This is a genomic window from Streptomyces sp. 142MFCol3.1, from assembly GCF_000424945.1.
In the GTDB taxonomy this organism is placed as follows: domain Bacteria; phylum Actinomycetota; class Actinomycetes; order Streptomycetales; family Streptomycetaceae; genus Streptomyces; species Streptomyces siamensis.
The window spans coordinates 108,927-123,195 of the sequence record NZ_AUKV01000018.1 but is presented as its reverse complement, the minus strand read 5'-3'; the positions used below and the strand labels follow the sequence as shown (position 1 = coordinate 123,195).

The window sequence follows — 14,269 nt, the reverse complement described above, 5'->3', positions numbered from 1 at the left end:
CCGATCGGACTCCTGGGAGCAGACATGACGATCAAGGTCGTTCGGGGCAATCCGACCCCCGAGGAGCTGGCCGCCGCACTGGCGGTGGTCAGGGCGCGCGCCGCGGCGGCGGCCTCCGCCCCGTCGGGCGCGCGCCGCGAGCCGGACGCCTGGGCCGACCCGGCCCGGCTGGCGATGAGCCGCCTGCCGGCCCCGGGGCCGAAGGCGTGGGGCCGCACCTACTGGCCCGGCTAGGGCCCATCTGACCGTTCCCGGCGTCGCCGGGCGGGCGGGAACGGTCATCCAGGGCCCAGGACGACGGCCCGGGTTCGCGGACCGGCCGGCGCGGGAAGTCCCGGGCCGGCCGGTCCGCGAACCCGGGTCCGTGCCCCACGAGCCCCGAAATTGAGTACGCGTACTCAGGCGCCCGGCCCCCCGCCCGCCGCACGATCGGGGACATGCTGTGGTCCGACCCCGAGAACGAACCCCCCGAGGAACTCCGCGACATGCAGGAGATGTTGCGGCGCCTGGGCATTCTCGTGGCGCTGGCCATGGTGCTCGCGATGATCCTGCTCGGCGTGATGTGAGCCGCCCGGGAGCGGACGGACACCGGCCGGCGGCCCGGACCGCGCCGATACCCTGAGCGCATGACCGATCAGCCGCGCCGCCGTCTCGTGCTCGCCTCGCAGTCCCCCGCCCGGCTCAACCTGCTGCGGCAGGCCGGACTCGCCCCCGAGGTGATCGTGAGCGGAGTGGACGAGGAGGCCGTCAGCGCCCCCACCCCCGCCGAACTCGCCCTCGCACTGGCCGAGGCGAAGGCATCCGTCGTCGCGGCCCGCCCCGAGGCGCAGGGCGCACTGGTGATCGGCTGCGACTCCGTCCTCGACCTGGACGGCCAGGCCCTGGGCAAGCCCGCGGACGCAGAGGAGGCCACCGCGCGCTGGAAGGCGATGCGCGGCCGGGCCGGGACCCTCCAGACGGGGCACTGCATCTACGACACGGCGGCCAAGCGCTACGCCTCGGCGACCGCGTCCACCGTGGTCCGCTTCGGCGAGCCCACGGACGAGGAGATCGCCGCCTACATCGCCTCGGGCGAACCCCTCCACGTGGCGGGCGCCTTCACCCTCGACGGCCGCTCGGCGCCGTTCATCGAGGGCATCGACGGCGACCACGGCAATGTCATCGGCATCTCGCTGCCGCTCGTGCGCAGGCTCCTCGCCGAGCTGGGCGTCGGCATCACCGAGCTGTGGACGCCGCGGGAGAAGTGATCAGGAGGCGGAGGGGGCCGGAGGGGCCGAGACCGGGGTTCCTCCGCCGTTTCCGCCGTCCTTGCCGTCCCCGGGCACGGCGTCGGCCGGGCCGGCCGCCTCACGGCGGTCGTACGCCAGCAGGGTGAACACGATCAGCCCGAGCACGACCATCATGAAGGCGAACGCGCCCCAGCCCACCAGCCCCACCGTGAACGCGCCGAGCAGGCCGTGCACCACGGCGGCGCTGATCAGCAGGACACGCCCGAGAACGCGCGGTGCGCGGTCGCGGAGGGCGACCAGCAGGGCGGTGAGGGCACAGGCCGCGAAGTACAGGCCGAAGACCAGCCCGCCGACCTTCGACGACACGGACATCATGTCGGGGTCGAGCCCTGCCAGGGACATGTCCTGACGGTCCACGACCACGCCGAGGAACCAGTTCAGCAGCGCGATGCCGATCGCCTCCACGAAGAGCACGATCGCCGTCACCCACGCCACCGGTCTGCGCACCACCGGTCCCCACCCACTTCCGCGTGCTGTTACTCCCAGTACGTTCAGGACATCGCGAACGCTACTAACGGGTAAACCGCGGGACAAGAGGTCTGCGCGGGGCAAAGAATCATTGGGCCATTCGTAGGGACTCCACAAAGAAACCTTGTGGGCCGCAGCACGGAGTCACAGAGACCTTGACCACACCGGAGGGCTAGGGTTCAGGGAAGGATTCCAGCGTGCTGCGGTGCGACAAGGGATTTCACGGGTCGGTCGAGCCTCGCATCACGCTCCGTGTGGGCAAGCTCACCACTGGGGACGGGTCGAAACGTCGTGTCGGCTGTCCCTAAACTCGGCTTGTTTCAAGGAGGGAGCCATCGTGCGCAAGGTGCTCATCGCCAACCGTGGCGAAATCGCTGTCCGCGTGGCCCGGGCATGCCGGGATGCCGGGATCGCGAGCGTTGCCGTGTATGCCGAACCGGACCGGGACGCTCTGCATGTCCGTGCGGCGGACGAAGCGTTCGCGCTGGGCGGTGACACCCCGGCCACCAGTTATCTGGACATCGCCAAGGTGCTCCAGGCCGCCAAGGACTCGGGGGCCGACGCGATCCACCCCGGTTACGGCTTCCTGTCCGAGAACGCGGAGTTCGCGCAGGCCGTCCTGGACGCCGACCTGATCTGGATCGGCCCGCCGCCGCACGCCATCCGCGACCTGGGTGACAAGGTCGCCGCCCGGCACATCGCCCAGCGCGCCGGTGCCCCGCTGGTCGCCGGCACCCCTGACCCGGTCTCCGGGGCCGACGAGGTCGTCGCGTTCGCCCAGGAGCACGGCCTGCCCATCGCGATCAAGGCCGCCTTCGGCGGCGGCGGCCGCGGCCTGAAGGTCGCCCGCACTCTCGAAGAGGTCCCGGAGCTGTACGAGTCGGCCGTGCGCGAGGCCGTCGCCGCCTTCGGCCGCGGCGAGTGCTTCGTCGAGCGCTACCTCGACAAGCCCCGCCACGTCGAGACCCAGTGCCTGGCCGACTCCCACGGCAACGTGGTCGTCGTCTCGACCCGCGACTGCTCTCTGCAGCGCCGCCACCAGAAGCTCGTCGAGGAAGCTCCCGCCCCCTTCCTGTCCGACGCGCAGGTCCAGGAGCTCTACTCCTCCTCCAAGGCCATCCTCAAGGAGGCCGGCTACGTCGGCGCGGGCACCGTGGAGTTCCTCGTCGGCAACGACGGCACGATCTCCTTCCTCGAGGTCAACACCCGCCTCCAGGTCGAGCACCCGGTCACCGAGGAAGTCGCCGGCATCGACCTGGTCCGCGAGATGTTCCGTATCGCCGACGGCGAGGCCCTCGGCTACGACGACCCGGAACTGCGCGGCCACTCCTTCGAGTTCCGCATCAACGGCGAGGACCCGGGCCGCAACTTCCTGCCCGCCCCCGGCACCGTCACCCGCTTCGACCCGCCCACCGGTCCCGGCGTGCGCCTGGACGCCGGCGTCGAGGCCGGCAGCGTGATCGGCCCCGCCTGGGACTCCCTGCTCGCCAAGCTCATCGTCACCGGCGCCACCCGCGAGCAGGCCCTGCAGCGCGCCTCCCGCGCCCTGGAGGAGTTCCAGGTCGAGGGCATGGCCACCGCCATCCCCTTCCACCGCGCGGTGGTCAAGGACCCGGCCTTCGCCCCCGAGCTGACCGGCACCACCAGCCCGTTCACGATCCACACCCGCTGGATCGAGACCGAGTTCGTGAACGAGATCAAGCCGTTCGCCGCTGCGGCCGACGCCGAGACCGACGAGGAGCCGGGCCGCGAGACCGTCGTCGTCGAGGTCGGCGGCAAGCGCCTGGAAGTCTCCCTGCCCTCCTCCCTGGGCATGTCTCTGGCCCGCACCGGCCTCGCCGCGGGCGCCAAGCCCAAGCGTCGCGCCGCCAAGAAGTCGGGCCCCGTCGCGTCGGGCGACACCCTCGCCTCCCCCATGCAGGGCACGATCGTCAAGATCGCTGTCGAGGAGGGCCAGGAGGTCAAGGAGGGCGACCTCGTCGTCGTCCTGGAAGCGATGAAGATGGAGCAGCCGCTCAACGCCCACCGCTCCGGCACGGTCAAGGGCCTGTCCGCCGAAGTCGGCGCCTCCGTCACCGCGGGCGCCGCCATCTGCGAGATCAAGGACTGACCCGCGGCCACGGCCGCGGACGGCAGAACAGCAGTACCGAACCCGGGAGCGCCCGGCGGACCGCATCGACCGGTCGGCCGGGCGCTCCGGTCGTTCCGGCGCCCGTCACCTTCCGGGCGTGCGGGTGCCGCCCGGGGCGACCGCCCGGGGGCGCCGATGGCATGCTGGACCGCATCCGCACGGCAGGAGAGGTCAGGTGGCGGCCATGGCGGGCCCGACCGCACGGGAGAGGGCGCACGGCCCCGCGTCCCCGGTAAGCCACGGGGCGCCGCGCGCCATGCGTGCCGACGCCCGGCGCAACCACGAACGGCTGGTCGCCGAGGCGCGGTCCGCGTTCGCCGAGCACGGCACCGACGCGTCCCTGGAGGACGTGGCCCGCCGTGCGGGGGTGGGGATCGGCACGCTGTACCGCCACTTCCCCAATCGGCACTCGCTGATGAGCGCGGTGTTCGAGGACGCGGTCGGCGACCTGCTGTCCCGCTCGCGTGAGCTCCTCGACGCACCGCAGCCGTGCACCGCCCTGGTGGAGTGGCTGCGCGCCATCATCACTCATGCAGGCGAGTACCGCGGGCTCGCGCGTGCCCTCATGTCGGCCGCCCGGGACGACACTTCGGATCTCGCGCGGTGCAGCGGCCCGATGGCCGAGGCGGGCAGCGCGCTTCTGCGCCGCGCCCAGGACGCCGGCGCCGTACGCCCCGACGTCTCGATCGGCGATCTGCTCCAGCTGACCAACGCGATCGCGCTGGCCGCCGAGGAGACCCCGGACGAGCCCGAACTGGCGGACCGTCTGCTCGGCCTGACCCTGCGTGGCCTGAAGGCGTGACCCCGCGCGGGGCCCGGCCGGTGGGACAGGCCCCGTCGCAGGCCCCCGCGGGAGTGCCAAAGGGCCCGTCAGGAGCGGTCAGCGGCGGCGGAGATCGGCCACCCTGGCCCGCTCACCCTGCGGCTGTTCCCCGAGGACCGTGGCGCTGCGCAGCTGCGGGCCCGTGCCCGGAACCACCTGGCCGCGGCGCGGTCCCGGGAGGGGTACGTCCCGGCGCGGCTGACGCCCCGCCGGGACGGGATCCCCTCCCGCACCGCCCGAGGCGGATGACCCCGCCACCGCGATCTGGACGCCCTGGTCGGCCAGCGCCTGGAGTTCGGTGACCGCGCGGTCGTCATGCGCCGGCGGCTCGTCGGTGACCAGACGCGTGATCACGTCGGTCGGCACGGTCTGGAACATCGTGTCCGTGCCGAGCTTGGTGTGGTCGGCGAGGACGACGACCTCGGCCGCCGCCTGCACCAGGGCCCGGTCCACGGACGCCGAGAGCATGTTGGACGTGGACAGGCCGCGCTCGGCCGTCAGCCCGCTCCCGGAGAGGAAGGCCCGGGAGACGCGCAGTCCCTGGAGGGACTGCTCGGCGCCGGAGCCGACCAGGGCGTAGTTGGAACCGCGCAGGGTGCCGCCGGTCATCACGACCTCGACACGGTTGGCGTGGGCCAGCGCCTGGGCCACCAGCAGGGAGTTGGTGACGACGGTCAGTCCGGGCACCCGCGCGAGCCGGCGTGCCAGCTCCTGCGTGGTGGTTCCCGCGCCCACCACGATGGCCTCGCCCTCTTCGACGAGACCCGCGGCGAGATCGGCGATGGCCGTCTTCTCGGCGGTCGCGAGATGCGATTTCTGCGGAAAGCCGGACTCCCGCGTGAACCCGCCCGGCAATACCGCACCGCCATGCCGGCGGTCGAGGAGTCCTTCTGCCTCCAGTGCGCGCACGTCCCGCCGTACGGTCACTTCGGAGGTCTGGACGACGCGGGCGAGCTCACGGAGCGACACGGCCCCGTTCGCACGCACCATTTCGAGGATCAATTGGCGACGTTCTGCAGCGAACACGAAACTGACAGTAACCCCAACGACCGTCTGGTTTCAGCAGTTTGCGCCGAATAACAGAAGTTGTTCGCATGGCAGGGTGCGAGGTGGTATAGGCGCCTACTCGCGCTGCCTATGCCGTACGAATGGTCGACGACTCCCCGTGACCGGCCGGCGAGCGTCGTGGGACGTCAGCGGGCCTCAGCCCTCTCCGGTGGCCTTCCGGGTGTGCAACTGCCGTGCCACCTCGGCGATCGAGCCCGAGAGCGAGGGGTACACCGTGAAGGCCTTGGCGATCTGCTCGACCGTCAGATTGTTGTCGACCGCGATCGAGATCGGATGGATCAGTTCCGAGGCGCGCGGGGCCACCACGACACCGCCGACCACGATCCCGGTCCCGGGGCGGCAGAAGATCTTGACGAAGCCGTCCCGGATGCCCTGCATCTTGGCGCGCGGGTTGCGCAGCAGCGGCAGCTTCACGACGCGGGCCTCGATCTTGCCGGCGTCGACGTCCGCCTGGGTGTACCCCACGGTGGCGATCTCGGGGTCGGTGAACACGTTCGACGAGACCGTCTTCAGGTTCAGCGGGGCCACCGCGTCGCCGAGGAAGTGGTACATGGCGATGCGGCCCTGCATGGCGGCGACGGACGCGAGAGCGAACACACCGGTCACGTCACCGGCCGCGTACACACCCGGAGCGGTCGTCCGCGACACCTTGTCGGTCCAGATGTGACCGGAGTCCCTGACCTTGACGCCGGCTTCCTCCAGGCCCATCCCGCTGCTGTTCGGGATGGCGCCGACCGCCATCAGGCAGTGCGAGCCGCTGATGACCCGGCCGTCGGAGAGCGCGACCTCGACACGGTCGCCGACCCGCTTGGCGGACTCCGCGCGGGAACGCGCCATGACGTTCATGCCGCGGCGGCGGAAGACGTCCTCCAGGACGGCCGCCGCGTCCGGGTCCTCGCCGGGCAGCACCCGGTCGCGGCTGGAGACGAGCGTGACGCGCGAGCCGAGCGCCTGGTAGGCGCCCGCGAACTCGGCGCCGGTGACACCGGAACCGACCACGATGAGCTCCTCGGGGAGCTCGTCGAGGTCGTAGACCTGGGTCCAGTTCAGGATGCGCTCGCCGTCGGGCTGCGCGTCGGGCAGCTCGCGGGGGTGACCCCCGGTCGCGATGAGCACGGCGTCGGCGACGAGCGTCTCCTCGGTGCCGTCCGCGGCCCGCACGACGACCTTGCGGGAGCCGTCCAGGGCCTGCATGCCCTCCAGGCGTCCCCGGCCGCGCAGGACGCGTGCGCCGGCGCGCGTGACGGAGGCCGTGATGTCGTGCGACTGGGCGAGCGCGAGACGCTTCACACGGCGGTTGACCTTGCCGAGATCCACGCCGACCACCTTGGCCGCCTGCTCCAGCGGGGGCGTGTCGTCGGCGACGATGATCCCCAGTTCCTCGTACGAGGAGTCGAAGGTGGTCATCACCTCGGCCGTGGCGATGAGGGTCTTCGACGGCACGCAGTCGGTGAGCACCGACGCCCCGCCCAGACCGTCGCAGTCGACGACGGTCACCTCCGCGCCGAGCTGGGCGGCCACCAGGGCCGCCTCGTATCCGCCGGGTCCGCCGCCGATGATCACGATCCGAGTCACGTACTCCATTGTCCCGCACGCTTCAAGGTGCCGACGCCCCGGGGGCCGACGCGCGTGCTTTCGAGCCACTTCTGTTACGTGAGAGACGCACGGGTCCACTGCCGTACCCTCGACCGCATGTCGCTCTACGCCGCGTACGCCGGCAATCTCGACCCGCGGCTGATGACGCGCCGCGCCCCGCACTCGCCGCTCCGCGCCATCGGCTGGCTGAACGGCTGGCGGCTCACGTTCGGCGGGGAGCACATGGGCTGGGAGGGTGCGCTGGCGACGATCGTCGAGGCGCCGGGCTCGCAGGTGTTCGTGGCGCTGTACGACATCGCCCCGCCGGACGAGGAATCCATGGACCGCTGGGAGGGGGTCGGCCTCGACGTCTACCGGCGGATGCGCGTACGCGCGCACACGCTGGAGGGCGAGGAATCCGCGTGGGCGTACGTCCTCAACGGGTACGAGGGCGGTCTCCCCTCGGCGCGCTACCTCGGCGAGGTCGCCGACGCGGCGGAGTCGGCCGGAGCGCCGCACGACTACGTCATGGAGCTCCGCAAACGGCCCTGCTGAGCCCGCCGGGGAGATCACCCTCCCCGTCTTCCGCCGCACGTCCTGTCGGAAACGACAAGACAACGATCGCAAGACCGTGAGCTCCGTCATCTACGCGCGTAGGCCAAGACCGGCTACGCTCATCCGCGTGAACGCATCTCTTCTTCCGGACGACATCCAGGGCGACCCCTACGCCGCCGCCGACGCCGCCGCCTCGCGTCTGCGCGAGCTGACGGGCGCCGAGACCCACGACGTCGCCCTCGTGATGGGCTCCGGCTGGGCTCCGGCCGTGGACGCCCTCGGCTCCCCCGATGCCGAGTTCCAGGTCACCGAGCTGCCCGGGTTCCCCCCGCCGGCCGTCGAGGGGCACGGCGGCACGATCCGCTCGTACCGGCTCGGTGACAAGAGAGCCCTGGTCTTCCTGGGCCGCACCCACTACTACGAGGGTCGCGGCGTCGCCTCGGTGGCGCACGGCGTGCGGACCGCCGTCGCCGCCGGCTGCAAGACCATCGTGCTGACGAACGGCTGCGGCGGTCTGCGCGAGGGCATGCGCCCCGGGCAGCCGGTGCTGATCAGCGACCACATCAACCTGACGGCCGCCTCGCCGATCGTCGGCGCGAACTTCGTGGACCTGACGGACCTGTACTCGCCGCGGCTGCGCGCGCTGTGCAAGGAGGTCGACCCGAGCCTGGAGGAGGGCGTCTACGCCCAGTTCCCCGGGCCGCACTACGAGACGCCCGCCGAGATCCGGATGGCCCGGGTCATCGGCGCGGACCTGGTGGGCATGTCGACGACCCTGGAAGCCATCGCCGCGCGTGAGGCGGGCGCCGAGGTGCTCGGCATCTCCCTCGTCACCAACCTCGCCGCGGGCATGACGGGCGAACCCCTCAACCACGAGGAGGTCCTCCAGGCCGGCCGCGACTCCGCCGCCCGCATGGGCGCGCTGCTCACCCAGGTGCTGGACCGGCTGTAGTCCGGCCCGGGCCGCGGTTCCCCCGGCCCTTCGGGGACGACAGGGGCACAGGGGCGGCCCCCGCGACGGCCGCCGGCGACGTAGTAGACGAAGAGAGAGGTTCACCCGAGGTGCAGGACGAACTCATCGCACGGGCCGAGGCGTGGCTGGCCGAGGACCCCGACGCGGACACCCGTGCGGAACTCGCCGCGCTGATCGACGCCGGGGACGTCACGGAGATCGCCGCGCGCTTCGCCGGCACCCTGCAGTTCGGCACCGCCGGCCTGCGCGGCGAGCTCGGCGCGGGCCCGATGCGGATGAACCGCTCCGTCGTCATACGCGCCGCCGCGGGCCTGGCCGCCTACCTGAAGGCCGGCGGACAGGCCGGCGGTCTCGTCGTCATCGGCTACGACGCCCGTCACAAGTCCGCGGACTTCGCGCGCGACACCGCGGCGGTGATGACGGGCGCGGGGCTGCGCGCCGCAGTACTCCCCCGCCCGCTGCCCACCCCCGTCCTCGCCTTCGCCGTCCGGCATCTCGGAGCGGTGGCGGGCGTCGAGGTCACCGCCAGCCACAACCCGCCCCGCGACAACGGCTACAAGGTCTACCTGGGCGACGGCTCGCAGATCGTCCCCCCGGCGGACGCGGAGATCGCGGCCGAGATCGACGCCGTCCGCGCGCTCGCCGACGTGCCCCGTCCGGAGTCCGGCTGGGAGACCCTCGGCGAGGACGTGCTGGATGCCTATCTGGCCCGTACGGACGCCGTGCTGGCCGAGGGGTCGCCGCGCACCGCCCGCACCGTCTACACGGCGATGCACGGCGTCGGCAAGGACGTGCTGCTCGCGGCCTTCGACCGGGCGGGCTTCCCCGCGCCGGTCCTGGTCGCCGAACAGGCCGAGCCGGACCCGGACTTCCCCACCGTCGCCTTCCCGAACCCGGAAGAGCCCGGCGCGATGGACCTCGCCTTCGCGAAGGCCCGCGAGACCGGCCCCGACCTGATCGTCGCGAACGACCCCGACGCCGACCGCTGCGCGGTGGCCGTCAAGGAGCGCGGCGATGCGGGCGACTGGCGGATGCTGCGCGGTGACGAGGTCGGCGCGCTGCTCGGCGAGCACCTGGTGCGCCGCGGGGCGCGCGGCACCTTCGCCGAGTCGATCGTCTCCTCGTCCCTGCTCGGCCGGATCGCCGAGAAGGCCGGCCTGCCGTACGTGGAGACCCTCACCGGCTTCAAGTGGATCGCCCGCGCGGAGGGGCTTCGCTACGGGTACGAGGAGGCACTCGGCTACTGCGTCGACCCGGACGGCGTCCGCGACAAGGACGGCATCACCGCCGCCGTCCTGATCACCGAGCTCGCCTCCGAGCTCAAGGAGCAGGGACGGACCCTGCTGGACCTCCTCGACGACATCGCCGTCGAGCACGGCCTGCACGCCACCGACCAGCTGTCGGTCCGGGTGGAGGACCTGTCCGTCATCGCCGACGCCATGCTGCGCCTGCGCGAGCGGCCGCCGACGCGGCTCGGCGGTCTGGCGATCACGAACGCCGAGGACCTGACCAAGGGCACCGACACCCTCCCGCCCACGGACGGTCTGCGCTACACGCTGGAGGGCGCACGGGTGGTCGTCCGCCCGAGCGGCACGGAGCCGAAGCTGAAGTGCTACCTGGAGGTCGTGGTGCCCGTGGGCTCCCGGGACGGCCTCCCCGAGGCCCACGCCGAGGCCGCGGCGCTGCTCGCGGCCATCAAGCGGGACCTGTCGGCCGCCGCCGGCATCTGAGGCCGCCCGGTGCGGGCCCGTCGAACGGACGGGCCCGCACCGAAACACTTTTCCCATCACCGCCCGTACGGGTGATTTCCGCACGGCAGTTGTCGCAGCACTCCCGGGCGCCGCCGCGGGACCGAGGCACGGTTACCGGTAGCGCACCGCCGAGTCCCAGGAGCTGCCGCGTGCCCTCGACCGCTTCCCGGCCGACAACCGCCCCACCCCGGAACGCCCCGAGCGGACTCTCCCCCACCACCCGGCTTCCGCCGCGGCAGGTCACCGTCGCGGCCCGGTTCCGCGACGCGCTGCGCCGCGCGGCCCCCGCCCTGCTCGCCTACGCGGCCGCACGCCTCGTCGGCCTCCTCGTGCTCACCGTGTGGGCCCACCGCCGGCACCACGGTGTCTGGCCACTGCTGGCGACGAAGTGGGACGCGGACTGGTACCTCGGCATCGCCGATCACGGCTACGCGCGTCTGCTGGGCGCCGCCTACGACGCCAACAACCTCGCCTTCTTCCCGCTGTACCCGGTGCTCGTCAAGGCGGTCGCCGCCGTCACTCCGGGCACCCGTGCCACGACCGGCGTCGCGATCGCCGTCGTGGGCTCCTTCGCCGCCGCCTGGGGGATCCACGCGGTGGGCAGCCATCTGCACGGCCGCCGCGTGGGTGTCCTGCTGACCGTGCTGTGGGCGGCGCTCCCGGTGGGCCTGGTCGAGTGGATGGGGTACACGGAGTCGCTGTTCACCGCGTTCGCCGCGTGGTCGCTGTACGCGGTGCTCACCGGCCGCTGGCTCTGGGCCGGTTCGCTGGCGGCGCTGTCGGGACTGACCCGCCCTACGGGCATCGCGGTCGCCGCGGCGGTCACCGTCACGGCCCTGCTGTCGCTGCGCCGCGGGTTCTGCGCCCGCGCGCTCGCGGCGGTCCTGACCGCCCCCGCAGGCTGGCTGGCCTACGTCGGCTGGGTGGGCCTGCGGCTGCACCGCTGGGACGGCTACTTCGCCGTCCAGCGGCTGTGGCACAACGAGTGGGACGGGGGCACCGAGACCCTGCGCCGTCTGCGGGACATCCTCGGGCGGAACTCGGCGCCCGAACTGTTCCTCGTCATGGTCACCGTGACGCTGCTGGTGTCCGTCGCCCTGTACGCGCTGTCCCTCTGGGACCGCCAGCCGCTCCCGCTGCTGGTCTTCACCGGGGTCCTGCTGCTGATCGTCCTCGGCAGCGGGGGCGTCTACTTCCCGCGGGCCCGCTTCCTGCTGCCCGGCTTCCCGCTGCTGCTCCCGGCGGCCCTGCACCTGGCCCGGTCCTCGCCCCGGTTCCGCACCGTGGCACTGACCGGCGCCATCCTGCTCTCGGCGTACTGCAGCGCGTACATGGCGCTGGTGTGGCCGAGCGCGCCGTGACCGGGCCGCACCGCGGGATGCGGGTCAGCCCGTCGCCAGCAGGATGACGAGCAGGGCCGCCCCGGCGATCGCGGGTCCCATCACCTCGTACGCCCAGCGCACGGTGACCTCGCCCTGCGCGCTCCGCTCGTCGGCCCTGGCCTCCGCGAGCTGCCGCAGATCGTCCATGATCTGGTCGGTCGTGGCGCGGGTCGGCGCGACGGGCTGGTGGGAGCGGCCGAGGCCCATCGGCGACGGACGGCGCGCCGAGCCCGGACGGCGTCCGTCACCGCCGCCGGCGGCGCGCGCCTGCTGCTTGGTGACCTTCTTGCGGGCGCGCAGCGAGACCGGCACCGCCCACAGCTGGTACTTCGTGCCGGAGGCGGCGACGACCTCGTTGGAGTAGCCGGAGCGCAGGGAGGCGACCTGGGCCCAGGGCAGCACGATGACGCGGAACGGGTTGCGGACGCGCAGCCGGTCCTCGTTCGCGAAGACCGCGGGCCGCAGGGTGAACGCGGACACCAGGGGGACGACGAGGATCAGCGCGGCGAGGGCCAGCCACGGGGTGCGGCCGTGCCCCGAGACCAGCGCGTCCACGCCGAGCCAGCCCGCGATGAGGAGCAGCAGGGCGCCGCCCGCGATACCGGCGGGCGACCGGTAGATCCGGTCCTTCGACTCGGGTCGCGAGGCGTCCGGTACGGGTGACTGGGGGTCCGGGGTGCTCATGGCCCCGATTGTGCCCGACGCCCCCACCAGCCCCACCGCTACCCCGCCCGCGGGCCGCCCCCCGGCCTCCCGGAAGCCTCCCCGCCGGCCGACACCCCCACGGGCCACCTGCACGTCTTCACCCCACCAGCCGGCCGGCCGACCTCGGTCCGCCACATGCTTCGCCCCGCCCAGCCGCCCCGAGCCTTCCCCGCCACCCGACCCGCCCACCAGGTGACTCCCCCGCCCCGACACTCCCCTTGCCCCGCTGGGGACCTCCAGCCCCTCCCGTCCCGCGCCCCTCGCGCCGGCCGGGAAGTCCCGGCCCTCCCACGTTCCCCGGCGAGACCCAGCCCCTCCGGCGCTCGAGGAGCGGGGTCCGGGGCGGAGCCCGGGGCGAGGGACGGGCAGGGGCGGAGGGGGCGAAATCCCGTCCGGCGCCAGAACGGGGAGGATCCTGCCCCAGAATGGGGAGGAACGGACGGGACCACCCCGACCCGGAAACCGAGGACGGACGGACAGCCGAGACCACGACCCGGCCCCCGCCCCGCCCAGAGAGCGCCCCCACACGGAGAGCCACTCCCGCCCCGGGGGTGTACAGCCGCTACGCGCGTAGATATGCTCGTCTGGTGACCATGCCCACCTCTGCACCCGCTGCCCTCGCTGACGCCACCGCGTCCGACAGCACGCTGCGCCGCTTCCTCCACGGGCTGCCCGGCGTCGACGCGGTCGGCCTGGAGGCGCGCGCCGCCTCGCTCGGCACCCGTTCCATCAAGACCACCGCGAAGGCGTACGCCATCGACCTCGCCATCTCGATGGTCGACCTGACGACGCTGGAAGGCGCGGACACCCCGGGCAAGGTCCGGGCGCTCGGCGCCAAGGCGGTCCACCCCGACCCGACCGACCCCGCGACCCCCACCACGGCCGCGGTCTGCGTCTATCCCGACATGGTGGCCGTCGCCAAGGAGGCCGTCGCCGGCTCCGGCGTGAAGGTCGCCTCGGTGGCCACCGCCTTCCCGGCGGGCCGCGCCGCGCTCGACGTGAAGCTGGCCGACGTGCGTGACGCCGTCGCCGCGGGCGCCGACGAGATCGACATGGTCATCGACCGCGGGGCCTTCCTCGCGGGCCACTACATGAAGGTGTACGAGGAGATCGTCGCCGTGAAGGAGGCCTCGGGCGCCGCGCGCCTGAAGGTCATCTTCGAGACCGGCGAGCTGTCGACGTACGACAACATCCGCCGCGCCTCCTGGCTCGGCATGCTGGCCGGGGCGGACTTCATCAAGACCTCCACCGGCAAGGTCGCCGTGAACGCGACGCCCGCGAACACGCTGCTCATGCTGGAGGCGGTCCGCGACTTCCGCGCGCAGACCGGGGTACAGGTCGGCGTGAAGCCGGCCGGCGGCATCCGCACCTCCAAGGACGCCATCAAGTTCCTGGTCCTGGTGAACGAGACGGCGGGCGAGGACTGGCTCGACAACCACTGGTTCCGCTTCGGCGCCTCCTCGCTCCTGAACGACCTGCTGATGCAGCGTCAGAAGCTGGCCACCGGCCGCTACTCCGGCCCCGACTACGTGACGGTGGACTGATCACC

14 protein-coding genes are annotated in these 14,269 nt (G+C 72.8%); 10 read left to right on the top strand and 4 right to left on the bottom strand.

Going from position 1 to position 14,269, the window contains the following annotated elements:
- The first annotated feature begins 24 nt into the window (after window positions 1–24).
- The 3 genes from H305_RS0126040 to H305_RS0126030 all read left to right on the top strand — a co-directional run bounded on the left by H305_RS0126040 (window position 25) and on the right by H305_RS0126030 (window position 1,247).
- Window positions 25–234 carry an acyl-CoA carboxylase epsilon subunit gene (locus H305_RS0126040; RefSeq protein WP_028802995.1) on the top strand — a complete coding sequence of 70 codons (210 nt, stop codon included), beginning with the start codon at window positions 25–27 and terminating at the stop codon, window positions 232–234.
- A gap of 203 nt (window positions 235–437) precedes the next feature.
- Window positions 438–566: a morphogenic membrane protein MmpB gene (gene mmpB, locus H305_RS55810; protein WP_095936324.1), complete on the top strand. Its 129-nt coding sequence runs from the start codon at window positions 438–440 to the stop codon at window positions 564–566.
- Between the two features lie 60 nt (window positions 567–626).
- Window positions 627–1,247 (top strand): Maf family protein, encoded by a 621-nt coding sequence (locus H305_RS0126030; protein ID WP_028802994.1) that lies wholly within the window; start codon window positions 627–629, stop codon window positions 1,245–1,247.
- On the opposite strand, the gene H305_RS0126025 is transcribed toward H305_RS0126030, so the two are convergent.
- A complete protein-coding gene (locus H305_RS0126025) occupies window positions 1,248–1,739 on the bottom strand; it encodes a hypothetical protein (RefSeq protein WP_037765351.1) in 492 nt (163 codons plus the stop codon).
- Between the two features lie 355 nt (window positions 1,740–2,094).
- Here H305_RS0126025 and H305_RS0126020 point away from each other — a divergent pair, with 355 nt between their 5' ends.
- Together H305_RS0126020 and H305_RS0126015 are read left to right on the top strand one after the other, a co-directional pair.
- Window positions 2,095–3,867 (top strand): acetyl/propionyl/methylcrotonyl-CoA carboxylase subunit alpha, encoded by a 1,773-nt coding sequence (locus H305_RS0126020; RefSeq protein ID WP_028802992.1) that lies wholly within the window; start codon window positions 2,095–2,097, stop codon window positions 3,865–3,867.
- A gap of 205 nt (window positions 3,868–4,072) precedes the next feature.
- The gene (locus H305_RS0126015; RefSeq protein WP_037765396.1) at window positions 4,073–4,690 is read left to right on the top strand and encodes a TetR/AcrR family transcriptional regulator; all 618 of its coding nucleotides are present in this window, start codon (window positions 4,073–4,075) and stop codon (window positions 4,688–4,690) included.
- Between the two features lie 78 nt (window positions 4,691–4,768).
- Here the strand turns inward: H305_RS0126015 and H305_RS0126010 are convergent, their stop codons facing one another.
- Window positions 4,769–5,737, bottom strand: a complete 969-nt coding sequence (locus H305_RS0126010; protein ID WP_078629255.1) for a DeoR/GlpR family DNA-binding transcription regulator — start codon at window positions 5,735–5,737, stop codon at window positions 4,769–4,771.
- A gap of 177 nt (window positions 5,738–5,914) precedes the next feature.
- Window positions 5,915–7,363, bottom strand: coding sequence for an NAD(P)H-quinone dehydrogenase (locus H305_RS0126005; RefSeq protein WP_028802989.1), 1,449 nt, complete (start codon window positions 7,361–7,363; stop codon window positions 5,915–5,917).
- 108 nt (window positions 7,364–7,471) lie between these two features.
- Here H305_RS0126005 and H305_RS0126000 point away from each other — a divergent pair, with 108 nt between their 5' ends.
- The 4 genes from H305_RS0126000 (at window position 7,472) to H305_RS0125985 (ending at window position 11,994) form a co-directional block, all read left to right on the top strand.
- Window positions 7,472–7,909, top strand: a complete 438-nt coding sequence (locus H305_RS0126000) for a gamma-glutamylcyclotransferase (protein ID WP_028802988.1) — start codon at window positions 7,472–7,474, stop codon at window positions 7,907–7,909.
- Window positions 7,910–8,036: 127 nt separating this feature from the next.
- On the top strand, window positions 8,037–8,861 hold the full coding sequence (locus H305_RS0125995; protein ID WP_028802987.1) for a purine-nucleoside phosphorylase: 825 nt from the start codon (window positions 8,037–8,039) through the stop codon (window positions 8,859–8,861).
- A 110-nt stretch (window positions 8,862–8,971) separates the two neighbouring features.
- On the top strand, window positions 8,972–10,612 hold the full coding sequence (locus H305_RS0125990; RefSeq protein WP_028802986.1) for a phospho-sugar mutase: 1,641 nt from the start codon (window positions 8,972–8,974) through the stop codon (window positions 10,610–10,612).
- A 170-nt stretch (window positions 10,613–10,782) separates the two neighbouring features.
- On the top strand, window positions 10,783–11,994 hold the full coding sequence (locus tag H305_RS0125985; protein ID WP_028802985.1) for a membrane protein: 1,212 nt from the start codon (window positions 10,783–10,785) through the stop codon (window positions 11,992–11,994).
- Window positions 11,995–12,018: 24 nt separating this feature from the next.
- Here the strand turns inward: H305_RS0125985 and H305_RS0125980 are convergent, their stop codons facing one another.
- Window positions 12,019–12,699, bottom strand: coding sequence for a PH domain-containing protein (locus tag H305_RS0125980; RefSeq protein WP_028802984.1), 681 nt, complete (start codon window positions 12,697–12,699; stop codon window positions 12,019–12,021).
- Window positions 12,700–13,313: 614 nt separating this feature from the next.
- Between H305_RS0125980 and deoC the strand changes: the two genes are divergently transcribed.
- Entirely contained in the window at window positions 13,314–14,264 is a 951-nt protein-coding gene (gene deoC, locus H305_RS0125975; RefSeq protein WP_037765347.1) for a deoxyribose-phosphate aldolase, read from the top strand.
- Window positions 14,265–14,269: the final 5 nt, after the last annotated feature.

Bases quoted from the DNA above. Each gene is read 5' to 3' on its own strand.
- H305_RS0126040 (WP_028802995.1), top strand. From the start codon at position 25: ATGACGATCAAGGTCGTTCGGGGCAATCCGACCCCCGAGGAGCTGGCC.
- mmpB (WP_095936324.1), top strand. From the start codon at position 438: ATGCTGTGGTCCGACCCCGAGAACGAACCCCCCGAGGAACTCCGCGAC.
- H305_RS0126030 (WP_028802994.1), top strand. From the start codon at position 627: ATGACCGATCAGCCGCGCCGCCGTCTCGTGCTCGCCTCGCAGTCCCCC.
- H305_RS0126015 (WP_037765396.1), top strand. From the start codon at position 4,073: ATGGCGGGCCCGACCGCACGGGAGAGGGCGCACGGCCCCGCGTCCCCG.
- H305_RS0126005 (WP_028802989.1), bottom strand. From the start codon at position 7,363: ATGGAGTACGTGACTCGGATCGTGATCATCGGCGGCGGACCCGGCGGA.
- H305_RS0126000 (WP_028802988.1), top strand. From the start codon at position 7,472: ATGTCGCTCTACGCCGCGTACGCCGGCAATCTCGACCCGCGGCTGATG.
- H305_RS0125980 (WP_028802984.1), bottom strand. From the start codon at position 12,699: ATGAGCACCCCGGACCCCCAGTCACCCGTACCGGACGCCTCGCGACCC.
- deoC (WP_037765347.1), top strand. From the start codon at position 13,314: ATGCCCACCTCTGCACCCGCTGCCCTCGCTGACGCCACCGCGTCCGAC.